22 protein-coding genes and 1 pseudogene are annotated in these 23213 nt (G+C 64.9%); 13 read left to right on the top strand and 10 right to left on the bottom strand.

Features of this window, described 5'->3' with window-relative positions:
- Window positions 1-304 (top strand): hypothetical protein (locus P1U75_RS02265; RefSeq protein WP_300239274.1); only part of this gene is annotated, 304 nt, incomplete at its 5' end.
- Between the two features lie 211 nt (window positions 305-515).
- Entirely contained in the window at window positions 516-1181 is a 666-nt protein-coding gene (locus P1U75_RS02260) for a hypothetical protein (RefSeq protein WP_300239271.1), read from the top strand.
- Between the two features lie 118 nt (window positions 1182-1299).
- On the opposite strand, the gene P1U75_RS02255 is transcribed toward P1U75_RS02260, so the two are convergent.
- Window positions 1300-2694, bottom strand: a complete 1395-nt coding sequence (locus tag P1U75_RS02255) for a M20/M25/M40 family metallo-hydrolase (RefSeq protein WP_300239268.1) — start codon at window positions 2692-2694, stop codon at window positions 1300-1302.
- Between the two features lie 223 nt (window positions 2695-2917).
- On the opposite strand from P1U75_RS02255, the gene hemA reads away from it, so the two are divergent.
- From hemA to apbC, 4 genes are all read left to right on the top strand, one after another.
- Window positions 2918-4141: a 5-aminolevulinate synthase gene (gene hemA / locus P1U75_RS02250; RefSeq protein ID WP_300239266.1), complete on the top strand. Its 1224-nt coding sequence runs from the start codon at window positions 2918-2920 to the stop codon at window positions 4139-4141.
- A 125-nt stretch (window positions 4142-4266) separates the two neighbouring features.
- The gene (locus P1U75_RS02245; RefSeq protein ID WP_300239264.1) at window positions 4267-5460 is read left to right on the top strand and encodes a helix-turn-helix domain-containing protein; all 1194 of its coding nucleotides are present in this window, start codon (window positions 4267-4269) and stop codon (window positions 5458-5460) included.
- Between the two features lie 82 nt (window positions 5461-5542).
- Complete coding sequence (gene ispG, locus P1U75_RS02240; protein WP_300239262.1) at window positions 5543-6670, top strand: flavodoxin-dependent (E)-4-hydroxy-3-methylbut-2-enyl-diphosphate synthase; 1128 nt, start codon at window positions 5543-5545, stop codon at window positions 6668-6670.
- Between the two features lie 199 nt (window positions 6671-6869).
- Window positions 6870-7964, top strand: a complete 1095-nt coding sequence (gene apbC, locus P1U75_RS02235) for an iron-sulfur cluster carrier protein ApbC (RefSeq protein ID WP_300239279.1) — start codon at window positions 6870-6872, stop codon at window positions 7962-7964.
- A gap of 168 nt (window positions 7965-8132) precedes the next feature.
- Here the strand turns inward: apbC and P1U75_RS02230 are convergent, their stop codons facing one another.
- The 4 genes from P1U75_RS02230 to acs all read right to left on the bottom strand — a co-directional run bounded on the left by P1U75_RS02230 (window position 8133) and on the right by acs (window position 12571).
- Complete coding sequence (locus P1U75_RS02230; protein ID WP_300239260.1) at window positions 8133-9161, bottom strand: calcium-binding protein; 1029 nt, start codon at window positions 9159-9161, stop codon at window positions 8133-8135.
- Between the two features lie 113 nt (window positions 9162-9274).
- Window positions 9275-9775 carry a flavin reductase family protein gene (locus tag P1U75_RS02225; protein WP_300239276.1) on the bottom strand — a complete coding sequence of 167 codons (501 nt, stop codon included), beginning with the start codon at window positions 9773-9775 and terminating at the stop codon, window positions 9275-9277.
- 130 nt (window positions 9776-9905) lie between these two features.
- A complete protein-coding gene (locus tag P1U75_RS02220) occupies window positions 9906-10595 on the bottom strand; it encodes an adenylate kinase (RefSeq protein ID WP_300239259.1) in 690 nt (229 codons plus the stop codon).
- An 11-nt stretch (window positions 10596-10606) separates the two neighbouring features.
- On the bottom strand, window positions 10607-12571 hold the full coding sequence (acs, locus tag P1U75_RS02215) for an acetate--CoA ligase (RefSeq protein WP_300239257.1): 1965 nt from the start codon (window positions 12569-12571) through the stop codon (window positions 10607-10609).
- A 489-nt stretch (window positions 12572-13060) separates the two neighbouring features.
- Here acs and P1U75_RS02210 point away from each other — a divergent pair, with 489 nt between their 5' ends.
- From P1U75_RS02210 to P1U75_RS02195, 4 genes are all read left to right on the top strand, one after another.
- Window positions 13061-14077 (top strand): C4-dicarboxylate TRAP transporter substrate-binding protein, encoded by a 1017-nt coding sequence (locus P1U75_RS02210; protein ID WP_300239254.1) that lies wholly within the window; start codon window positions 13061-13063, stop codon window positions 14075-14077.
- An 80-nt stretch (window positions 14078-14157) separates the two neighbouring features.
- Window positions 14158-14787, top strand: a complete 630-nt coding sequence (locus P1U75_RS02205) for a TRAP transporter small permease (protein WP_300239252.1) — start codon at window positions 14158-14160, stop codon at window positions 14785-14787.
- A 3-nt stretch (window positions 14788-14790) separates the two neighbouring features.
- Complete coding sequence (locus tag P1U75_RS02200) at window positions 14791-16191, top strand: TRAP transporter large permease (protein ID WP_300239249.1); 1401 nt, start codon at window positions 14791-14793, stop codon at window positions 16189-16191.
- Between the two features lie 145 nt (window positions 16192-16336).
- Window positions 16337-17467: a class I SAM-dependent RNA methyltransferase gene (locus P1U75_RS02195; protein WP_300239247.1), complete on the top strand. Its 1131-nt coding sequence runs from the start codon at window positions 16337-16339 to the stop codon at window positions 17465-17467.
- Here P1U75_RS02195 and P1U75_RS02190 read toward each other — a convergent pair.
- From P1U75_RS02190 to P1U75_RS02180, 3 genes are all read right to left on the bottom strand, one after another.
- Window positions 17464-18132, bottom strand: a complete 669-nt coding sequence (locus P1U75_RS02190) for an energy-coupling factor ABC transporter permease (RefSeq protein ID WP_300239244.1) — start codon at window positions 18130-18132, stop codon at window positions 17464-17466. The two genes, P1U75_RS02195 and P1U75_RS02190, sit on opposite strands and share 4 nt — an antisense overlap.
- A gap of 222 nt (window positions 18133-18354) precedes the next feature.
- A complete protein-coding gene (locus tag P1U75_RS02185) occupies window positions 18355-18600 on the bottom strand; it encodes a hypothetical protein (protein WP_300239242.1) in 246 nt (81 codons plus the stop codon).
- A 168-nt stretch (window positions 18601-18768) separates the two neighbouring features.
- Complete coding sequence (locus P1U75_RS02180; protein WP_300239240.1) at window positions 18769-19365, bottom strand: TetR/AcrR family transcriptional regulator; 597 nt, start codon at window positions 19363-19365, stop codon at window positions 18769-18771.
- A gap of 147 nt (window positions 19366-19512) precedes the next feature.
- On the opposite strand from P1U75_RS02180, the gene P1U75_RS02175 reads away from it, so the two are divergent.
- A complete protein-coding gene (locus P1U75_RS02175) occupies window positions 19513-20076 on the top strand; it encodes a carboxymuconolactone decarboxylase family protein (RefSeq protein ID WP_300239238.1) in 564 nt (187 codons plus the stop codon).
- Between the two features lie 87 nt (window positions 20077-20163).
- On the opposite strand, the gene P1U75_RS02170 is transcribed toward P1U75_RS02175, so the two are convergent.
- A complete protein-coding gene (locus tag P1U75_RS02170) occupies window positions 20164-21231 on the bottom strand; it encodes a tellurite resistance/C4-dicarboxylate transporter family protein (protein WP_300239235.1) in 1068 nt (355 codons plus the stop codon).
- A gap of 310 nt (window positions 21232-21541) precedes the next feature.
- On the opposite strand from P1U75_RS02170, the gene P1U75_RS02165 reads away from it, so the two are divergent.
- Together P1U75_RS02165 and P1U75_RS02160 are read left to right on the top strand one after the other, a co-directional pair.
- Complete coding sequence (locus P1U75_RS02165; RefSeq protein ID WP_300239233.1) at window positions 21542-21898, top strand: hypothetical protein; 357 nt, start codon at window positions 21542-21544, stop codon at window positions 21896-21898.
- 195 nt (window positions 21899-22093) lie between these two features.
- Window positions 22094-22947, top strand: a pseudogene (locus P1U75_RS02160) (IS3 family transposase); the annotation flags it as partial.
- Between the two features lie 7 nt (window positions 22948-22954).
- Here the strand turns inward: P1U75_RS02160 and P1U75_RS02155 are convergent.
- Window positions 22955-23213 (bottom strand): IS30 family transposase (locus tag P1U75_RS02155; protein ID WP_300239230.1); only part of this gene is annotated, 259 nt, incomplete at its 5' end.

Raw genomic sequence — 23213 nt, 5'->3', positions numbered from 1 at the left:
GCCGGGGGTCGCGGGTTCGAGCCCCGTCAACCGCGCCACATTCCATTCGGGGATCACCGGGAAAAGGGGTGCGCTAATCGACCGGCTCTCGTGGGAACTGGCGTTTCTGCTTGCGGTCACGCTGGGCCTGGCCCCGTTTCTGCCCGAGCCGCATATCTGGCAGAAGCTGCAGATGCTTGCCGCCGGAACGCTGAGCCGCCCCCTCGACATCTTTGATTTCACCATGCACGGGCTTCCCTGGCTGCTGCTCGTGACCAAGGCGGGGCGGGCGCTGTTCAGGCAGAACAGCGCATCGGGAGGGTGAGGTCCGGTTTCGGGGCGGTGGAGGGCCTGTCAGGCTTGACACAACCGGTGGTCACGTTCGACAGTTCAGGGATGCCTCTTTCCAGCGTTTCTTCCGGTTGAGAACTATGGTCCATCCGTCTTGGCGACATGGTACCACCAAGGCGCCGCTATTTCGTGGCGCAATACCAGAAGCGAGCCGCTTTTTGGCTCTCATCCGGGCGGACCGGCTTGTGCGGCAGGTTCTCGCCGTGTTGCTCTGTGTGACCCTGGGGATCATCCTGATCTTCTCGCTGTCCGGGATCTGGGACGACCGATTCGCGGTGGCGCATATCCTCCACCACAATTTCAATCTCGGTCTGGACAGCAGCGTCGCCGAAAAATTCAATCACGGGCTTGCCTTTCTTGCGGCGTTCTTCCTGCTGATCGCGCGCCTTCAGGTGCGGTCTCGGGCACTGGTGTTTCTGACAGTGCTTTACGGAGCTATCTGGTTCGACGACTCGGCGCGGTATCACGAGCGTGCCGGGGAAAAACTGGGCCGTGCGCTGGACCTGCCCTATAGATTCGGCCTCGGGCCGCAGGAATACGGCGAGTTGCTTGCCTGGGCCATCCTCGGCGTGATCCTGGCGCTGGTTTTTCTGTGGTCCTGGGCCGGGCGCCGGGGCGGTGATGGCGGGGTGATCGCGCCATTTTTCCTGTGTTTCGTGCTGCTGGCGCTTTGCGGTATCGGTGCCGACATGTTGCACAACGTGATGCCACCTTACCTCGACTTGCTGATGCAGGTGATCGAAGATGGTGGGGAAATGATCGCCGTGACCTTGAGCGCCGCGCTCGCCTTTGGCGTATACCGCAACGTCAAAGCATATTTCGACGCGATGTCCGAACCTTCTGAGGATTAAGCAGGCGACCCATGCTGCATTGTTGCTGGCCAGGGCCGGCAGCAGCGCCCGCGCGGTGCACGTTGGGCGGCGCCGGACAGGCAAGCCGCCCGGCGCCGAATGTTGCAATCGCGGCCCCTTATGCCGACTTGGTCAGCGCCTCCAGCACCCGCGCCCAGCTGCGTATGCCCTTGTGAAAGCTGGTCACATCGTATTTCTCGTTCGGGCTGTGGATCGCGTCGTCGTCGTTGGCGAACCCGATCAGCATCGCGTCGAGCCCCAGCACCGACTTAAAGAACCCCGCGACCGGGATCGACCCGCCCATACCGGTGAACACCGCCTCGCGGTTCCATTCGTCGCTGAGCGCGCCGCGCGCGGCCTCGAACTCGGGGCGGGTGATGTTCATCACCGGTGCGGGCGATCCTTCCAGGTCCTGGTCCCATTCGACCGTCGCGTCGGGCGACAGCCGCTCCTCGACGTGCTTGCGGATCTTGCCGCGCAGCGCGTCGGGGTCCATGTCGCCGACCAGCCGGCAGGTGATCTTGCAATGGGCCTGGCTGGGGATCACGGTCTTGGATCCGGCGCCGGTATAGCCGCCCCACATGCCGTTCACCTCCAGCGTCGGCCGCGCCCATTGCTGTTCCAGCGTGGAATAGCCCTTTTCGCCATGCGGCACGGAATAGCCGACCGAGGTCAGGTAGTCCTGCTCGTCGAAGCCACAGCCCTGCCATTGCCGCAGCTGGTCTGCGGGCACCTCGTGGACGCCCTCGTAGAACCCCTCGACGGCGATGCGGCCACTGTCCTCGTCGTAGAACGAGGCGACAAGGCGCGCCATTTCGCGCAGCGGGTTCAGGCCCGGTCCGCCGTAATGGCCCGAATGCAGGTCGATGCGCGGGCCGGTGATGGTGAACTCGTCCTTGAGCATGCCGCGCAGTTGAGAGGCGATCGAGGGCACCCCGCGCGACACCATCGAGGTATCGCAGATCAGCGCCAGATCCGCCTGCAGCTCCTCGGCGTTGGCCTCCATGAACGGCACCAGCGAGGGCGATCCGCTCTCCTCCTCGCCCTCGAAGAAAAAGGTGATGCGGCAGGGCAGGGTGCCGTTCACCGCCTTCCAGGCGCGGCAGGCCTCGACAAAAGTCATCAGCTGGCCCTTGTCGTCGCTGGCGCCGCGGCCACGGATCACCTTGCCCGCCGGCGTGTCTTCGAGCTGCGGCTCGAAGGGGGGGGTCTTCCACAACTCCAGCGGGTCCACCGGTTGCACGTCGTAGTGACCGTAGAACAGCAGGTGCGGCGCATCGCTGTTTTCTTCGCCGACATGGCCCACCACCATCGGATGCCCGGTGGTCGGGCGTTTCTCGGCCGCGATGCCGATGCTGGCCAGATCGGCCACCAGCCAGTCGGCCGCGCTATCGACCTCGGCCTTGTAGGCCGGATCGGTGGAAATCGACTGGATCCGCAGCAACTCCATCAGCCGGTCGATGGATTTGGGAAGATCGGCGTCAATTCGGGCAAGCACGGCATCAAGCGACATCTCATGTCTCCTATAGTGGAATTCGGGGCGACCCTATCAACGCCCGTGCCCCTGTCCAGAGGCGAACCGTTGATCCAGATCAAGGATGCGACAAACTAACCGGGGGTAACAGGTTGATCGAAAGATGTGCAAACTCTATTCATTCTAGTTTAAGAAGGTAGTATGCAAGTCTATGAATTTGTCCATATGGGCAGTTCGAGACCAGCCAGAGGGGGAAAAGCCGGTGAACTACAGCGAGAAACTGGACGAGGCAATCGCGCGGCTGCATGACGAGGGCCGGTATCGGACCTTTATCGATATCGAACGCAAGAACGGTCATTTTCCCCACGCGGTCTGGACCCGTCCCGACGGCACCGAACAGGACATCACCGTCTGGTGTGGCAACGACTACCTTGGCATGGGCCAGCACCCGGTCGTGCTCGAAGCCATGCACGAGGCGCTTGACGCCGCCGGCGCCGGCTCTGGCGGTACCCGCAACATCTCGGGCACGACAGTTTTTCACAAACGGCTGGAGGCCGAACTGGCGGATCTGCATGGCAAGGAGGCCGCGCTGGTTTTTACCAGCGCCTATATCGCCAACGACGCCACCCTTTCGACTCTGCCCAAGCTGTTCCCCGGATTGATTATCTATTCCGATGCGCTGAATCATGCCTCGATGATCGAGGGCGTGCGCCGCAACGGGGGCTCCAAGCGCATTTTCCGCCACAACGATGTGGATCACCTGCGCGAATTGCTGGCCGCCGACGATCCCAAGGCGCCCAAGCTGATCGCCTTTGAATCGGTGTATTCGATGGACGGCGATTTCGGACCCGTCGAGGCGATCTGCGATCTGGCCGACGAGTTTGGCGCGCTGACCTATATTGACGAGGTTCACGCGGTGGGCATGTATGGCCCGCGCGGCGCCGGCGTGGCCGAACGCGACCGGCTGATGCACCGGCTTGACATCATCAACGGCACCCTGGCCAAGGCATTCGGCGTGATGGGCGGCTATATCGCCGCCTCGGATAAGATGTGCGACGCCATCCGCTCCTATGCGCCGGGCTTCATCTTTACCACCTCGCTGCCGCCGGCTGTTGCGGCAGGGGCCGCCGCCAGCGTTGCGCACCTCAAGCGCGACCATGAGCTGCGTGCGCAGCACCAGACCCAGGCCAAGATCCTGAAAACCCGGCTCAAGGCGATGGGCCTGCCGATCATCGACCACGGCTCACACATCGTGCCGGTGATCGTGGGCGATCCGGTGCACACCAAGAAGCTGTCCGACATGCTGCTGGAGAACTACGGCATCTATGTCCAGCCGATCAACTATCCAACCGTTCCGCGCGGGACCGAGCGGCTGCGTTTCACGCCGTCGCCGGTGCACGGGCCAGACGAGATGGACAAGCTGGTGCGCGCGATGGACGAACTGTGGTCGCATTGTGCGCTGAATCGCGCCGAACTGGCCGGCTAGCACCCGTAACCTGTGCAAATCGCTTGTGCTGTGGTAGGTTTGCCGCAACAAGAGACGTAGGACGAATCTGAGGCGATGGTCCTGCGCATATGGTAAAAACGCGGCAGGGGCACGGGACGGCAGGGATGATTGGGCGCAAGACGCAGCGCAACGCCGATGTGGAACAGGTTGTCGGGCTGAAAGGGTTCGACGACTTCGAGCTTCGACTCGGCGACGTTATGCGCGGCGAGCGGGCGACGATGGGCAAATCGTTGCTGGATGTGCAGCGGGAGCTGCGGATCAAGGCCAGCTACATCGCCGCCATCGAGAATACCGACCCCACCGCCTTTGACACGCCCGGTTTCATCGCGGGCTATGTCCGGTCTTACGCGCGCTATCTGAGTTTGAACCCGGACGACGCCTATGACGCCTTTTGCCGGGAAAGCGGTTTCGAGGTGGCGCATGGCATGTCCGTGCGTGCCTCGGGCGCGAAACCGCCCCGAGCCCAGGACAGGCCCTCCCCGTCGGCGCGCGATCCCTTCACCTCTCCCCACACCCCGTTCGTGCCGGAAAGCGAGGGGTTGTTCAGCCAGATCGAACCGCGCGCGCTGGGGTCGTCGCTGGTGCTCCTGGCGTTGATCGGTGGAATCGGATACGGCGGCTGGACGGTTCTGAAAGAGGTGCAGCAGGTTCAGGTCTCGCCGGTCGAACAGGTGCCGGTCGTGCTTTCGGATCTCGATCCGCTGGCCGGTGCCGTGCGCCCGGGCGCTACGCGCGACCCGGAGGGCGGGTTCCGCGAACCGAGCGCCGAGGCGCTGGACCGGCTCTATCGCCCGCAGGCGCTAGATGTGCCGGTTCTGGTGGCGCGCGACGCCCCGATTTCGACCCTGGATCCGCGCAACGTCGGGACGCTGCGCTCGCCGGACCTGCCGCAGGTGCAGACCGCGTCGGCGGCCCTGTCCCGAACCGGGGAAGCGGTGCCTCAGGTGGTCGAGACCGCCGCGCCGAACCTAATGATGGTGGCTGTACGCCCCTCTTGGGTGCGGGTGCGGGCGGCCGACGGCACGGTGATTTTCGAAGGCATCATGGAAAGCGGTCAGACCTACGAGGTGCCGGCCACCGAAGAGCCTCCGACCCTGCGCGCAGGTGAATCCGGGGCGATCTATTTCGCGCTGAACGGTCAGCATTTCGGCCCGGTCGGCGACCGCGGCGTGGTCACCTCCAACCTGCCGCTCTCGACCGAGGAAATCGCGGCGCGCTACCAGGTCGCTGACCTGGAGCGGGACAGCGACCTTGCGCGCATGGTGGCCCAGGCGCAGCCGCAACCCGCCGATCAGTGACGTCGCGGTCAACGGGGCATTGCCCCGGCGCGGCGGGCGGCCTATCTACCCCGTAACGGACAGGATCGAACGGACAGGCCCCATGTCGCTGAACCCCGTGCGCCCGTGGCGCAACATCTATCGCCGCAAGTCGCGCCAGATCATGGTCGGCAACGTGCCCGTGGGGGGCGATGCGCCGATCACCGTGCAGACCATGACCAACACGCCCACCACCGATGTCGCGGCAACCGTGGCGCAGGTGCAGGCGGCGGCCGAGGCGGGGGCGGATATCGTGCGGGTCTCGGTGCCCGACGAGGCCAGCGCCAAGGCGCTGAAAGAGATCGTCGCCGAAAGCCCGGTGCCGATCGTGGCCGACATCCATTTCCACTACAAACGCGGGATCGAGGCGGCCGAGGCGGGGGCGGCCTGTCTGCGGATCAACCCGGGCAACATCGGCAGCGAGGACCGCGTGCGCGAGGTGATCCGCGCGGCGCGCGATCACGGTTGCTCGATGCGGATAGGGGTGAACGCGGGAAGCCTGGAAAAACACCTTCTCGAGAAGTACGGTGAACCCTGTCCGGAGGCCATGGTCGAAAGCGGGCTTGAGCATATCAAGCTGTTGCAAGACAACGATTTTCACGAGTTCAAGATCAGCGTGAAAGCCTCGGACGTCTTCCTCTCGGTTGCCGCGTACCAGGGAATTGCCGAGGCGACGGATGCGCCGATTCACCTTGGGATCACCGAGGCGGGCGGGCTGACCTCGGGGACGATCAAATCGGCGATCGGGCTGGGCAACCTGCTGTGGATGGGCATCGGCGACACCCTGCGGGTGAGCCTGTCGGCGGACCCGGTGGAAGAGGTCAAGGTCGGCTATGAGATCCTCAAGAGCCTCGGGCTGCGTCATCGCGGGGTCAACATCATCTCTTGCCCGTCCTGCGCGCGGCAGGGGTTCGACGTGATCAAGACCGTTGAAATCCTTGAAAAAAGACTGGAGCACATCAAGACGCCGATGTCCTTGAGCATCATCGGCTGCGTGGTCAACGGTCCGGGCGAGGCGCTGATGACCGATGTCGGTTTCACCGGCGGCGGTGCCGGGTCCGGCATGGTCTATCTCGCCGGCAAGGCGAGCCACAAGATGAGCAACGACAAGATGGTCGACCATATCGTCGAAGAGGTCGAGAAGCGCGCCGAGGTGCTGGAGGCGCAGGGCGCGGCGGAAGCGGCCGAGTAGCCTCGTTTCGGGGAGTTCGGGGGCCGTTTTGTACGGTTCCGGCGCCGGGCGGACAGCCGAAGCCCCCGAATTGGGGAGTTTAGGGGCCATTTTGTACAATCCGCCGAGGCGGGCCCGTGCAAAGCCACATGTCAGACTCAAAATTTACCACCTGCGGCGTCGCGGGGGCTGGTGGCGCGGTGTTGGCTCGGGCAGAAAGATCTGCAACGAGACGAACCAAGGAGCGAGCGAGATGACCACGCGCGAGGCGGTACTGGAAGAGCTGAAGACGCTGACCGATCCGGGCAGCGGCAAGGACATCGTGAGCGCGGGGATCGTGCGCGCGCTGGCGGTCGAGGGCGACACGGTTCGGTTCGTTTTCGAGATCGACCCGAAGCAGGCGACGGCGATGGAGCCGCTGCGCGCCGAGGCCGAGGCACGGGTGCGGGCGCTGCCCGGGGTGGCCAAGGCCTCGGTCCTGATGACCGCGCATTCGGACAAGGCGCCGCCGGATCTGAAATCGGCGGGCAAGCCGAAACCGGCCGGCCCGCAGGCGGTGCCGGGGATCAAGCACATCGTCGCCATCGCCTCGGGCAAGGGCGGCGTCGGCAAGTCGACCGTGGCGGCCAACCTCGCCGTGGCGCTGGCCGCCGAGGGCAAGAAAGTGGGCCTGCTGGATGCCGACATCTACGGGCCCTCGCAGCCGCGCATGATGGGGGTGACCAAGCGCCCCGCGAGCCCGGACGGCAAGACCATCATCCCGTTGCAGGCGCATGGGGTCACCATGATGTCGATCGGGCTGATGATGCAGGAGGGGCAGGCGGTGGTCTGGCGCGGCCCGATGCTGATGGGGGCCTTGCAGCAGATGATGACCCAGGTCGCCTGGGGCGAGCTGGACGTGCTGCTGATCGACCTGCCGCCGGGGACCGGCGATGTGCAGCTGACGCTAAGCCAGAAGTTCCAGGTGGACGGCGCGGTGGTGGTCTGTACGCCGCAGGACGTGGCGCTGCTGGACGCGCGCAAGGGGATCGACATGTTCCGCCAGCTCAAGACCCCGGTTCTGGGCATGATCGAGAACATGTCGACCCATATCTGTTCCAACTGCGGTCATGAAGAACACCTGTTCGGCCATGGCGGGGTCAAGGCCGAGGCGGAAAAGCTGGGGGTGCCGCTGCTGGCGGAAATTCCGCTGCACCTGGATATCCGGCTGTCCGGGGATGCCGGCACGCCGGTCGTGGCTGCCGATCCCGACAGCGCGCAATCGGCGGCGTTCCGCGACGCGGCGCGGGCGCTGGTGGCACAGGGGGTGGTCTGAACCGCGGGGCGCTCGGACGGCTGGATACGGGCTGTTATCCCCGCGCAGGCGTGGATCGAGTGGCGTTGGTGTTCGGGTTGAGAGGTCCCCGCTTTCGCGGGGAAGACAAGGGTGTGCGGGGGTGCGGGTTGGAATGGCGGCCCCGTGGCAGGGCCCGCCGCGCCCGAGTCAGTAGTAAAGCCAGGATGACGTGCTGATTGCCGCCTCGACCTCGGCGGCGGTTGCCCCAAGCACCGTGATCAGGCTGTCGATCGCGGCATCGGCCATGGCGATGGAAACGTCGGAACCGATCTGGGTGACAATGACATCCGCCGCATCGCTTACCCGGCCCAGATAGATTTTATCGGTAACCTCGAAATCGGTGATGATGTCGCTGCCGCTCTTGCCGGTGACTCCGAAACGCGAGAACAGGAATTCGTCGTCGCCCAGCCCGCCGCCAAGGCTATCATCGCCTTTTCCGCCATAGATGGCGTCGTTTCCCGCGCCGCCCGAGATCGTATCGTCGTCGTTTCCGCCGTAAATGGTGTCGTCGCCATTCCCGCCGATCAGCTGGTCGTTGCCGTTATTGCCTTTGATGTAATCGCGCCCGCCCTGGCCGCGGATCACGTCGCGGTTGTCGCCGCCGAACAGGCTGTCGCCCTTGCCGCCGCCGACGATCCGGTCGCGCCCGTCGCCGCCTTTGATAAAGTCGAATCCGTCGCCTCCGAAGAGCCGATCATTGCCCGCCATTCCCGAGAGGGTGCTTCCGCCGTCCAACGCATTGATCACATCGTTACCGCCATAGCCGGAAAGTATGTCGAACCCGGCCGTGCCGGTGATGGTGTCATCGCCGGAAAGCAGGGTGGCAAGGGGGGTGCTGCTCCCCATCATCGCGACCCAGACCGCGGATGCATCGGCGGTAACGTCGGTCAGCGTAACCACATCGGCGCCGTCGAGGCTGATAGTGATACCCGTCACCGTGCCTGAGACGGTCGCCAGCGGGCCATAGGTGAAGCTGCCGGCGATCTCGACCGAGAGGACCACGGTTTCCCTGGCGTAGTCGGGGGGGCCGGCGTAGTAGAGCAGGGTTGCTGCCGCCTCGATCAGGCTGTCATCGGCGCTGAGCGGACCGTCTACCTTGAACAGTTTTTTCGTGTATTGACCGAAGGGAATGTCCGGGAAATCCGCAGGGAGGGAAGGAAAAGACAGGGTGGCCATAAGCGGTCTCCTCAAAATACCGATCAACACAATGAACCGGACCGCGCAATCCTAAGGCGAATCTCGCCGCGCGGGCCGTTGCCATAAGGGTAACACAGGTCAGGCGCTTCGATCTACTCCAGCCCGAGAAACCCGCCGAACTGGCCCCGCTTGTAGAGCAGCCCCTGGCCGGGGCGGTGCATGGCGTGCAGGACGCGGCCGACGATGATGGAATGGTCACCGCCCGGCTGGCAGGCCTCGGCGGCGCAGTCGAAGCGCGCCAGGCAGCCGGAGAGGATCGGCACGCCGCCTGCGTCCGGCGCCCAGTCCAGCCCCGAGAAATCATGGCCGCTGCCGGCGAAGCGGGCGGCGAGCGGTTGCTGATCCTCGCCCATGACGTGGATGGAATAGCGCGGCGCGGCGGCAAAGGCATCGTGGCGCAGCGAGCGTTTCGCCGCGCACCAGAGCACCAGCGCGGGATCGAGCGAAACCGAGGCGAAGGAATTGACCGTGATCGCCAGCGGGCCGTCCCCGGTGGCGGTGGTGACCACGGTGACGCCGGTGGCGAAACAGCCCAGCGCATCGCGATAGTCGCGGGCCGTGTCGGGGCCGGGGACGAAACGGGTTTCGGTCATCTGGTCGCGCGCCTTGGTCACGGGTCAATCTGTCGCAAGGGTCCTGCGTGCCACGGTGTGGCGCGATTGTCCATGGCCTGGTCGGTGCAGGGGGTCCGGCCCGCGCGGTGCAGGGGGCCGGCCCGGTGGCTCAGGACATGGCGCGGCTGACGATCCCGGCCATGCCGCCGGCGATGCTGTCGATCTCGCCCATGGCGTCGATGCTTTGCAGCACGCCCTTGCCCTCGTAATAGGCGATCAGCGGCGCGGTCTGGGCGTGGTAGGCCGCGAGCCGGCTGGCGACGGTTTCGGCGGTGTCGTCGGCGCGGCGATTGAAGTCGCTGCCGCCGCAGCTGTCGCAGATGCCGGCCTTTGCCGGGGTCTTGAAGCTGTCGTGATAGCCCTCGCCGCAGGTGGCGCAGGTGTAGCGGCCCGAGATCCGCTCGACCATGGCGGCGTCGTCCACCTCAAGGCTGATGGCGGCGTTGATCCGTTGCCCGGTTTCGGCCAGCAGATCGTCAAGCGCCTCGGCCTGCACGGTGGTGCGCGGGAAGCCGTCGAGGATGACGCCCTTGGCGCAGTCGGGTTCGGCGATGCGGTCGCGCAGGATGGCGATGACGATCTCGTCGCTGACCAGATCGCCCGCCTCCATCACTGCCTTGGCCTGCTTGCCCGCCGGGGTGCCGGCGGCCACGGCGGCGCGCAGCAGGTCGCCGGTGGAGAGCTGCACCAGGCCGAAGCGCTGTTCCAGCATGCGGGCCTGGGTGCCCTTGCCGGCGCCCGGAGGCCCCAGCAGGATCAGCACGGCGGGGGCGGTCGTCGCGGGGGCGCTGGCGTCCATCGAATCCCTCATTACTTGGCCGCGCGGTTGGCGATCAGGTCGTCGACCACCGAAGGATCGGCGAGCGTCGAGGTGTCGCCGAGGCTGCCGAAGTCGTTCTCCGCGATCTTGCGCAGGATACGGCGCATGATCTTGCCCGAGCGGGTTTTCGGCAGGCCGGGGGCCCACTGGATCACGTCGGGGCTGGCGATCGGGCCGATCTCGGTGCGGACCCAGCTGCGCAATTCCTTGCGGAGTTCCTCGCTCGGCTCGCGGTCGTTCATCAAGGTGACGTAGCAATAGATGCCCTGGCCCTTGATCTCGTGCGGGTAGCCGACCACGGCGGCCTCGGCCACGGCGGCGTGCGCCACCAGCGCGCTTTCGACCTCGGCGGTGCCCATGCGGTGGCCCGAGACGTTGATCACGTCATCGACGCGGCCGGTGATCCAGTAATCGCCGTCAGCGTCGCGGCGGCAGCCGTCGCCCGAGAAGTAGTAGCCCTTGTAATCAGAGAAATAGGTTTTCTCGAAGCGGTCGTGATCGCCCCAGATGGTGCGCATCTGGCCCGGCCAGCTGTCCTTGAGGCAGAGCACACCCTCGGTCGGGCTCTCGGCGATCTCCTCGCCCGACTGCGGGTCGAGCACCACCGGCTGGACGCCGAAGAAGGGTTTCATCGCGGCACCCGGCTTGGTCGCATGGGCGCCGGGCAGCGGGGTCAGCAGGTGGCCGCCGGTCTCGGTCTGCCACCAGGTATCGACGATCGGGCATCTGCCCTTGCCGACGACATCGTTGTACCAGGTCCAGGCCTCGGGGTTGATCGGCTCACCCACGGTGCCGAGGATGCGCAGCGACGACAGATCGCATTTTTCGACGAACGCCTTGCCTTGGCCCATCAGCGCGCGGATCGCGGTGGGGGCGGTGTAGAACTGGTTCACCTTGTGCTTTTCGCAGACCTGCCAGAAACGGCTGGCGTCGGGCCAGGTCGGCACGCCCTCGAACATCAGGGTGGTGGCGCCGTTGGCCAGCGGTCCGTAGACGATATAGCTGTGGCCGGTGACCCAGCCGACATCGGCGGTACACCAGAACACATCGCCGTCGTGATAGTCGAAGGTGATCTCATGCGTCATCGCAGCATAGGCCAGATAGCCGCCGGAGGTATGCACGACGCCCTTGGGCTGACCAGTGGAGCCGGAGGTATAGAGGATGAACAGCGGATCTTCGGCGTTCATCTCGACCGGGCGGGAGTAGTCGTTGGCCTCGAGCACCATCTCGTTATAGTCGAAATCGCGGCCGTCGACCCAGGTGGTCTGATCGCCGGTCCGCTTGACCACCAGGCATTTCACCGTGTCCTTGCAGTGCAGCAGCGCCGCGTCGGCGTTGGATTTCAGCGGCGTCTTGCGGCCGCCGCGCGGGGCGTGGTCAGCGGTGATCAGCACCTTGGCGTCGCAGCCGTTGATCCGGGCCGAGAGCGCATCGGGCGAGAAGCCGGCGAAGACAATGGAATGGATGGCGCCGATGCGGGCGCAGGCCAGCATGGCATAGGCGGCCTCGGGGATCATCGGCAGGTAGATCACCACGCGGTCGCCCTTGCGCACGCCCAGGGTCTCGAGGATGTTGGCCATCCGGCAGACGCGGCGGTGGAGCTGGGCGTAGGTGATGTGTTCGGCAGGCTCGTCGGGATCGTCGGGCTCGAAAATGATCGCGGTCTGATCGCCGCGGGTCTCGAGGTGACGGTCGACGCAGTTGGCGGCAACGTTCAGGGTGCCGTCGGCGAACCATTCGATGTTGATCTCGCCGGGCTGGAAGCTGACGTTGCGGACCTGGGTAAAGGGCTTGATCCAGTCGATGCGCTTGCCGTGCTCGGCCCAGAACGCGTCGGGGTCGGCCACCGATGCGGCGTACATCTCGTCGTACTTGGTCGCATCGACGTTGGCCTTGGCGGTGATTTCGGCCGAGGGCGGGAAAACCGCGGTTTCGCTTTGCGCAGGATTGGTCATGTCAGGCTCCTCCCTCTGACGATTTCGGTACGACGGCACGCGCAATCTAAAACACGCATGGCCGGTGGGTTCCACTCCGTCGCGTATAATATCCGGGCATGAAAATAAGTGAATAACTTACCGAAAAGAAACGATTTGCTTGTAAATCAATTTCGAATTTCCGCCCAGATCAGTAAATCCGATGTAGCAATCAGGAAAAAACGTTTTCCATTGCAAAGGGTTGACTGTCAACCTTTGATCAGGGTGGCGAAGGCACGGCGGCGCGGTGGCGGGGCGTTGCCATGGTTTCGGGCTGTTGCGCGGGGGGCGGGCGGTGTGACATTTTGTTTCGGCATGCAATTGCATACCGAAAATCCCGATCGGATGCGCCCCCGACTCGCGGCCCAAAAGGCGGCGATCGGACCCCGGGCGGGGTTGGCAGCGGGCGGCGTTGAAGCTAGCTTTCCGGCAAGCGGTTTGGAAAACTGACCGCAAGCATGGGAGAGAGTTATGAAGAGATTTATGTGTGGCGCCGCCACTGCCGCAATCAGCCTGGCCTTTGTCGGCGAGGCCGCCGCGACCGAGTGGAACGCCTCGGTCTGGGGCAAGCGGCGGGCCTTTACCGAACATGTCGAGAAGATCGCGGAGCTGGTGGCCGAAAAGACCGGTGGTGAATTCACCATCAACGTCAGCTACGGCGGGCTGTCCAAGCCGAAGGAGAACCTGGACAACATCTCGATCGGGGCGATCGAGATGGCGCAGTTCTGCGCCGGCTATCACCCGGACAAAAACCGGCTGATCACGGTGCTGGAACTGCCGTTCCTGGGGGTCAACACGCTGGCCGAGGAGGTGGCGGTGAGCCATGCCGTCTATGCCAACCCGGCGGTGCAGAAGGAAATGGCACAGTGGAACGCCCGGTTGCTGATGACCTCGCCGATGCCGCAGTACAACCTTGTGGGCACCGGCGAGCCGCGCGACGAGGTGGCCGAGTTCGACGGCATGCGCGTGCGCGCCACCGGCGGTCTGGGCGAGGCGTTCAAGGCGGTTGGCGGGGTGCCGACCTCGGTGCCCGCGACAGAGGCCTATAACGCGATGGAATCGGGCGTGGTCGATACCGTCGCCTTTGCCCAGCATGCGCATCTGTCCTTTGGCACCATCAACCGCGCCGACTGGTGGACTGCGAACCTGAACCCCGGCACGGTGAACTGCCCGGTGGTGGTCAACATCGATGCCTATGACGCGCTGAGCGACGCGGAGCGTTCCGCGCTTGACAGTTCGGTCGATGAGGCGATCGAACATTACCTGGCCAACTACGGCGCACTGCTGAAGAAGTGGGACGACGTGCTGGATGAAAAGGGCGTCGAGAAGGTGGTGATCTCGGACGAGGTGCTGGCCGAGTTCCGCGCCAAGGCGGCCGATCCGATCAGCAAGGCCTGGATCGCCGAGATGTCGGCCCAGGGCCTGCCGGGGCAGGAGCTCTATGACCTGGTGATGACCACCCTCGAAAAGGCCCGCATGGGCAACTGATCGCTGCGATGCCGGCCGGGTCCCCGCAACGGGGCCCGGTTGCAATGCCTGCGCAACCACCAACAGTGAGGGTCTGAACCATGTCCGGACATGTCCCGGTGCGGGAGGACGGCAGCCTGTTGAGCCGTCTGGACCGGCAATTATTGCGGCTGGAGCGGTTTCTCGGCCTGCTGAGCGGGTTGGCGGTGTTCAGCCTTATGGTGCTGGCGGTGATCTCGGTCGGGGGGCGCAACCTTATGAACGCGCCCTTGCCCGGCTATGTCGACTGGATCGAGCAGGTGATGCCGCTGATCGCCTTCATGGGGATCTCATACGTGCAGCGCGATGGCGGGCATATCCGCATGGATATCCTGATCGGGCAGTTGCGGGGCCGCGCGCTCTGGGCGGCCGAACTGGTCTCGGTGCTGCTGATGCTGGTGCTGATGATGGCGCTGGTCTGGGGCAGTTGGGCGCATTTCCAGCGCAGCTTCGATTTCGGCGTGCCGCTGTGGAGCCGCGACAGCTCGATCGATATCGGGCTGCCGATCTGGCCGGCCAAGCTGTTGGCGCCGGTGGCGTTTTCGGTGCTTTGCCTGCGGCTGGTTCTGCAGGCCCTGGGCTATGGGCGGGCGCTGCTGCTGGGGCTGCACAACCCGGCGGCGGTGCCGCTGATACAGGATACGGCGAGCCAGGCGGCGGCCGAGGCCGAACAGCTCGAAGGGCGGGGATAGTACATGGAACCGATCGAGATTGGCCTTTGGGTTACCGCCGGGATGCTGGCGATGGTGGTGTTGGGGATGCGGGTGGCCTTTGCCGCCGGCCTGGCCGGGCTGGTCGGGCTGATCCTGATCTTCTGGTCCAAGCGCGGCTTTGACAGCGAACACCTGGGCTGGGCGCTGACCGTGGCGATCAAGACCGCCGGGCAGGTGCCGCATTCCAAGGTAAGTTCGCAGGCGCTGAGCCTGATCCCCACCTTCATCCTGATCGGTTATCTGGCCTATTACGCCGGGCTGACGCGGGCGCTGTTCGAGGCGGCGAAACGCTGGATCGCCTGGGTGCCGGGGGGGCTGGCGGTTTCGACCGTCTTCGCCACCGCCGGGTTTGCCGCAGTGTCGGGGGCCAGTGTGGCGACGGCCGCCGTCTTTGCCCGCATCGCCATCCCGGAGATGATCCAGATCGGCTATGACAAGCGTTTTGCCGCCGGTGTGGTGGCGGCGGCCGGGACGCTGGCCTCGATGATCCCGCCGTCGGCGATCCTGGTGATCTACGCGATCATCGTCGAGCAGGACGTGGGCAAGCTGCTGCTGGCCGGGTTCATTCCCGGCGCCTTCTCGGCGGTGATCTATGCGATCCTGATCGTGGGGATCGCGGTGGTGTTCAAATCGGTGGGTCCGCCGGTGCGCGGGTTCACCTGGCGCGAGCGGCTGGTGTCGCTGCCGCCGGCGCTGCCGATCGTCTTTGTCATCGTGATCATCATCTTCTTTGTCTACAACCCGTTCGGCGATGCCTGGGGCACCCCGACCGAGGGCGGCGCGCTGGGGGCCTTCGTGGTGTTCCTGATGGCGCTTTATCGCGGCATGCGCTGGAGCGAGCTGAAATCGGCGTTGCTGGAGACGGCGAAGCTGGCGGTGATGATCTTTACCATCATCTGGGGGGTGCTGATTTACGTGCGCTTTCTCGGCTTTGCCGACCTGCCAGGGGCGTTTTCCGACTGGATCACCTCGCTTACCTTGCCGCCGATGCTGATCCTGGTCTGCATCCTGCTGGCCTATGCGGTGCTGGGCATGTTCATGGACGCGATCGGCATGCTGCTGTTGACGCTTCCGGTGGTCTACCCGGCCGTCATGGCGCTGAACGGCGGCGAATACGTGACGGCGGCGGAGAGCACCTTTGGCATGTCGGGCACCATGTGCGCGATCTGGTTCGGCATATTGGTGGTGAAGATGGCGGAGTTCTGTCTGATCACGCCGCCGATCGGGCTGAACTGTTTCGTGGTGGCGGGCGTTCAGCCGGATCTGAGCGTGCAGGACGTGTTCCGCGGCGTGATGCCGTTCTTCATTGCCGACGGGGTGACCATCGCGCTGCTGGTGGCGTTCCCGGGGATCGTGCTCTACCTGCCGTCGCTGGCGGGGTGAGGCGCGCCCGGGCTGATCGTTGAGCGGCGTCTCGTCTGTGCTGCGGGCGGGAGCCTCCGGCGGGAGTATTTTCGGCCAGAAAAAGACCGGGGCCTGCGCGTATAATCCCCTCGCGTGCTGGGGGCGAACCGGGTAATCAGGCGCGATGCAGACAGGCGATGAATACGAGATCTTTCTGGTGTCCCTTCCGGGGCTGGAACCGGCGCTGTGTGACGAGGCGCGGGGGCTGGGCTTTGCCGGGGTGCGGATCGTGCCGGGCGGGGTGGCGCTGCGTGGCGGCTGGCCGGAGGTCTGGCGGGCCAACCTGTGGCTGCGCGGGGCGACACGGGTGCTGGTGCGGGTAGGGGAGTTCCGCGCCTTTCACCTGGCGCAGCTGGACAAGCGGGCGCGCAGGTTTCCCTGGGGAGATTTCCTGCGCGCCGACGTGCCGGTGCGGGTGGAGGCGAGTTGCAAGGCCTCGAAAATCTATCACGCGGGGGCGGCGGCGCAGCGGGTGGCGCGTGCGATTTCCGAGGAGTTGGGCGCGCCGGTGGTCGAGGGTGCCGACGAAGGCGCGGTGCGGGTGATGCTGCGCATCGACGACAACCTGTGCACGCTGAGCCTCGATACCTCCGGCGCGCCGCTGCACAAGCGCGGGCACAAGCAGGCGATGGGCAAGGCGCCGCTGCGCGAGACCATGGCGGCGATGTTCCTGCGGCAATGTGGGTATTCCGGGGGCGAGACGGTGCTGGACCCGATGTGCGGCTCGGGCACCTTCGCGATCGAGGCGGCCGAGATTGCCGCCGGGCTGGCGCCGGGGCGCACGCGCGGCTTTGCCTTCGAGCAGTTCGCAGGCACCGATGCCGGAGCCTGGGCCGCGATGCGGGCCGAGGGCGCCGCGGCACGCGATCCGGGGCTGGTGTTCCACGGCTGTGATCGGGACGCGGGCGCGGTGCGGATGGCGGGCGAGAATGCCGAGCGGGCAGGGGTCGCTGCGTGGTGCAGCTTCACCCGGATGCCGTTTGCCGATGTGGAGCCCCCCGAGGGGCCGCCCGGGCTGGTGATGGTCAACCCGCCTTATGGCGCACGGATCGGCAACAAGAAGCTGCTCTACGGGCTCTACGCTGCGCTCGGGGGCGTGCTGAAGGCGCGGTTCGCCGGCTGGCGCGTCGGGCTGGTGACCAGCGAGGGCGGGCTGGCCAAGGCGACCGGGCTGCCGTTCAAGCCGCCGGGCGCCCCGGTGGCCCATGGCGGGATCAAGGTAAAGCTTTACCGCACGGCGCCGCTGGGCAGTTAGCCGCGGAAAAGGCGCGGCGTGATGAGCGCGCTGCCGCGCAGCCCGTGCAGTGCCTTGGCGCCGGTCAGAACCGCGAGGTCAACCAGCGGTTCGATCAGGACCACCAGCATGTAGGCTCCGCCGAAGCTGACGACCGGGCCCAGCGCGCCCGCGCCCTGGCCCCAGAGGGCCCAGAGGGCGACCCAGGCCACCACGCCGCCCTGGTAGGCGGTGGAGAGCGCCAGCGCCTGGCCATAGCGCAGATCGACATAAGGGGTGCCCGGCGCGATGATCCGCCCGGCCAGCGCCCTGACCGCGAAGAGCGGCACCAGCAGCGTGGTCAGGTTCATGCCCAGCTGCGGCAGGTCGGTGGGGGCGAAGAGCAGCCCCTGCGCCAGGAGCCCCAGCGCCAGCCCGAGCGCGGCGGGCGCCGCCCCGAACAGCAGGAACAGGGTGGAGCCGAGGATGAGATGCACCTCCGACACGCCGACCGGGTAATGCGGCAAGAGTTCGAAAAAGGCAAAGACCAGCCCGGCGGCGGCTGTGCTGCGCAGGGCCAGCGGGGCAGGGCCCCCGGCGCGCAGGGCCTCAACGCAGGCGCGCGCGGTGTAGAGCGCCGCGCCGCTGGCGGTGGCATAGCCCAGCACCAGCTTGGCGCCGGTGACGATCCCCGGTTCGATATGCATGCTCTGTGCCTCCTGTCCCGATCTTTCCGGCGCATTGGCCGCGGGTCCAGTGGTTCACGCGGCGGGGGTGCTGTCAATCCTTGCGCCGCGCGGGGGATGCGCCGCCGGAGTGTGGGGAGGGATGACAAGGGCCGGGGGAGGGCGCAGATTTCAGGCCGGGTCGCGCATCGGCACCGTGTTGCGACGATGCCGATGCGTGATGCTGTTACACGAACGGGCGCGTCAATTGCCCGTCGTCGTCGTGGTCGTCGTGGTCCCGCCTTCGTTGTTGTTGGACATTATCAGGCCCAGACCGAGCACGCCTACGGCGCCCGCGGCGGCGGCTTCACCTCTGAATCCCTGATTTTGAACGGTTTCGTTCGCGTCGGCTGCAGGGGTCTGCGGCGCTGGCGGTGTCGTTTGTGCAATGGCGGCAACTGAAGACATGCCGATAGAGGCTGCGACCATTGCGGTCAGCAGGCGTTTCATCCTCGGATCTCCTTTTGAATGAGTTAGCTAAACTACCACGCCCGCGCTCTTCAAACAAATGGGATAAATTCAGTGGCGGAACTCCGCTGAGGGCCGTCGGGTGGCGTTCAGCGCCCGGTGGTCCAGAGGGGAGGGGGCCGTCACTCCATTCGCCGGATAGGGGGGGCGTCACGACCTCGGGCGCAGGGCCCCGATTTCCTCCGCCAGGTCGGAACACAGCCTGCGCATCCTTTCGGAGTCGGTTTCGCGCTGCGCCTGGATCTTGAGGCCGAAGATATAGGTCTGGATACGCCGGGCCAAGCACTCCGGGTCGCACTCGGGCGGCAGTTCGCCAAGGGATCTGGCGCGGTGGAGCGCGTCGGCAATGATCCCTTCGATCTGGTCGAGATGGGTGGTGACCACGTCCCGCAACCCGGTTCCCTGGGGGAGTTCCAGCAGGGTCTTGACCATCATGCAGGCGGTGGAGGGCCGGTCGCAGGGATCGAGCTGGGCCATGCCGCGCAGATGCGCCTGCAGGGCCGAAAGCGGCGAGGGCGCGTTGTCGATCAGGCTGTGCAATTCCTCGGCGGTGCGGTCAGCGTAACGGTCGAGCGCGGCCTTGAACAGGGTCTCCTTGTTGCGAAAGGCCGCATAGATCGAGCCCGGGCGCATCTGCAGCGCGGCTTCGAGATCCTTCAGCGAGGTGGCGTTGTACCCCTTGGCCCAGAACAGGGCCATGGCGGCATCCAGCGCGGCGTCGCGGTCATATGAGGCAGTTCTGGCCATGCGGGTACATTAGGCCGGATTTTTCCGCGCTTGAAGGGGGGAGGCGGGTTTTCTTGAACGATCACTCAAAATTTACTTGAGCAATCGTTCAAGAAAGGCCAAATGTCCGGTATCGACGAAAAAACCCAGAAAAAAGCGAGACGCCCAATGAGCAAGTTCGAACGGTTCGACGAAACCAATGCCCCGGAGGCCGCGCTGCCGCTGATTGAGAAATCGAAGAAGGCCTTTGGCCGTCTGCCCGGTCTGCATGCGGTGATGGCCGGTTCGCCCGCGCTGCTGGAGGGCTACCAGGTGCTGCATCGCCTGTTTGCCGAGGAGACCGCCTTTGACGCCGACGAGAAAACGGTCGTCTGGCAGACCATCAACGTCTATCACGCCTGCCATTACTGCGTTCCGGCGCATACCGGCATCGCCAAGATGATGGGCGTCAGCGACGAGCTGTCGAACGCGCTGCGCGACGAGACGCCGTTGCCCACGGAAAAGCTGGAGGCGCTGCGCACGTTCACGCTGGCGATGCTGGACAGCCGCGGCAACCCGAGCGAGGCGCAGATGGAGGCGTTTTACGCGGCCGGGTATGGCGAGCGGCAGGTGCTGGATATCATCCTCGGCCTCGCGCAGAAGGTGATGAGCAACTACACCAACCACGTCGCCGGAACGCCTGTAGACGCGGTGATGCAGAAATTCGCCTGGACCCCCAAGTCCGAGCGCTGAGAGGGCCTGTGCCTGACCTCGGAACAGGCCGCTGAGTGAGGGGGCCGCCGCATCTGTCGTGCGGCGGCCCCGACGGCGTGACCGGAGTCAGCGTCGGCCTGCCAGGCGGGTCAGAGAGGCGCGCAGGAAGGCGAGGAACGTCACGGTCCAGACCACGATGGCGGCGTAGGAGAACAGCCGCGCCAATGGATCGAGAAACCCGAAATCCAGCGCGCTGCTCATCGTATGGGTCGCGACCGCGTACATGCCGATGGGAAAGACCGCGCCCCAGTAGAGCGGATCATAGCGGAACGGAAACCGTTTGTAGACATGGCGCCAGACCCCGAGGATCAGCAGCATCGGAATCCACCAGGTTCCCGTCGCCCAGTAAAAGATGGTGAAGCCCTTGAGAAACGGCGCGATCGAGTTCAGGAACCAGGCGTCGGCGGTATTGCGGATCAGCAGCGACCCCGCCAGCGTCGAGATCGCCATCGCCCCCATGTTGATCCAGTAGGGCGGCGAGAGGTCGCCGGGCGAGAACCGGAAGAACGTGTACCGGTAGAAGATCAGCGACATCATCCAGATGTAGAGCATACCCCCCCAGAGCCACATCGAAAGGGCGAGAAAATTCAGGTCGAGGCGCAGCGGCTGCTCGACATGGGGCGCCAGCAGGGCGGACAGCACGGCAATCGACTGGGTCGAGACCACCGCCAGCAGCCAGGCGCCGGAGATCCCGGTTTCAAGCGTGGGCTTTTCCTCTTTCACGGTCAGGGCGGTGAAGATCGTGTAGGTGAGCAGGAGCCACAGGCCGACGGCAAAAAACCACAGGGCAAAGGCGGTTTTCTCGGCCTCGAACAGCAGCAGAGCCTCGCCGCCCAGAATGCCGGTGGCCGCAACCTTGGTGAAAAAGCCCGGGCCGCGCAGATGGTCGATCACATCCAGGAAGATCTCTCGTGGATAGTACAGACCCCTCAGAACCGTGAGGATCCAGAGGATCGCGTAAGCGACACAGGCGATCGCGAACAACAGCCAGGCAAGGGGTTCCAGGCCGATCTGGCTTGACGCGAGAGAAACGATTCCGGTTGCCATGACCATGCCGAAGCTGGCCGGCAGCAGCTTGCGCACCTGGGTTTCCAGCAGTCCCGTGAAGGCGGCCCGGATCATCCTGTCGACCATGGGTTGCCACCCGGCGCGGAGCCGGCGGCAGGGGGGCAGAGTCTGATAGGCCCGGTTCCCATACGGCGTCTCCTGGTTTCGTGAGCCTTCCGGAAATTCAACTGAGGGACAGTGTAACGCTACGAATAGGTATCGTCGTTACCTATTTGCATCCTGTCCTGCGCCTTTTGCCGCAGATGGGCGGGGCCGGGCACCCAAGGCGCGCCGCGACCGCGCGCTGGCGCCTTTCCCGGCCACCGTTGCCGAATGGCCGTTGATTATCCGCCGCAAAGTGGCAGGATTTGCGAACAGCAAGCACAGAGAAGGGACGATGGATCGCCTCGGCGCCGCATTGCTTTTGATGGTCGCTCCCGAACGGCGCGCCTGGCAGGGACGGATGCCGCTGGCCACCGTCTTTTGGGGATACGGTGTCGTGGTGAGCCTTGCCCTTGCGCTTTTGTACGCAACCGCGCTCGACCTGGGGCAAGTGGCCTTGCAGCAGGGTCTGATCCTTGTCTGTGCGGCCTATACTGTCTGGATCGTGGTGGCGATCTGGCGCTCGGCCGACAATGCGGGCCCGTTCTGGAGCAACCTGGCGCGATTGCTGACCATTGCCTGGGCGCTGAACAGCGCCTTCGTTCTTTTCTTTCTCCAGATTGAACTGGTCCTGAGTTTGTCATGGGGGTGACGGGGCCTTGGGTCTGAACCGAGATCATCCGCATCGCCTGACATCCAAGGGAAAAGGGAACCTCACGTCTCACGCCAGCTTTGGGCAACAACGGCGATCTGCTGCTAGGAGAGGTGGCCCGAAAAATCTGAACAGTTGAGTTAGGTGGATTTCTTGCTTCCGATCCGGCAGCTTCGCCGGGACGAAGGAGCGAAGATGACAAGACGACCGAGACGGAACCACAGCCCTGCTTTCAAGGCGAAGGTCGCATTGGCGGCGTTGAAGGGCGACAGGACGATGAGCGAGCTTTCGACACAGTTCGACCTGCACCCGAACCAGATCAAGCAGTGGAAGGATCAGCTGCTGGACGGCGTGTCGAATGTGTTCGACGACAAGCCGAGAGCCCTGAGAGAGCCGGAGATCGACGTCAAAGCCCTGCATGCCAAGATTGGCCAGCTTGCGCTGGAAAGCGATTTTTTGGAAGGCGCGCTCGACAAGGCCGGTTTGTTGCCGAGCGCAAGGAAATGACGGATCGAAACCATAAGTTGAGCCTGTCGCGGCAGGCCGAGTTGTTGGGGATCAGCCGGTGCAGCCTCCACTATGAACCGCGCCCGACCAGCGACGCGGACCTCAAGCTGATGCGCCGGATCGACGAATTGCACATGGAATATCCGTTCGCCGGTAGCCGGATGATGAAGGGACTGCTGCGTCAGGAGGGCTTCACCGCCGGGAGGCTACATGTGGCCACCTGCATGAAGATCATGGGCATCGAGGCGCTGTATCGCAGGCCGAACACGTCGAAGCCGGCACCGGGGCACAAGATCTATCCCTATCTGTTGCGCAAGCTGGCCGTGACGCGCCCCAATCAGGTCCGGGCGATGGACATTACCTACATTCCCATGGCCCGCGGGTTCGTCTACCTGGTCGCCGTGCTCGACTGGTTCAGCCGGAAGGTGCTGGCCTGGCGGCTGTCAGTGTCGCTGGAAACCGCGCCATGCCTTGAAGCGCTGAATGAGACGATCCGCCGGTTCGGAAAGCCGGAGATCATGAACTCGGACCAAGGATCGCAGGGCGGTCTCAACCGGTCGTCGCAACACCACGATCTTGTTCCATTATCATGAACTCGTCCAGTGCCTCTGTGGGCGTCCTCCAACTGAGCGTCTTTCTCGGTCTGCCGTTCAGTGCAACTGCGACGGCTTCCAGATCTTCCGGTGTATGTTTGCTCAGATCTGTGCCTTTCGGGAAGTATTGCCGAAGAAGGCCGTTGGTGTTCTCGTTGGTGCCGCGTTGCCAAGGGCTGTGCGGGTCACAGAAATAGACCGGCAGCCCCGCGAGG

Source organism: Antarcticimicrobium sp., from assembly GCF_029212575.1.
In the GTDB taxonomy this organism is placed as follows: Bacteria; Pseudomonadota; Alphaproteobacteria; order Rhodobacterales; family Rhodobacteraceae; genus Antarcticimicrobium.
The sequence above is the reverse complement of the archived record's forward strand: the minus strand, read 5'-3'. Positions and strand labels throughout refer to the sequence as shown.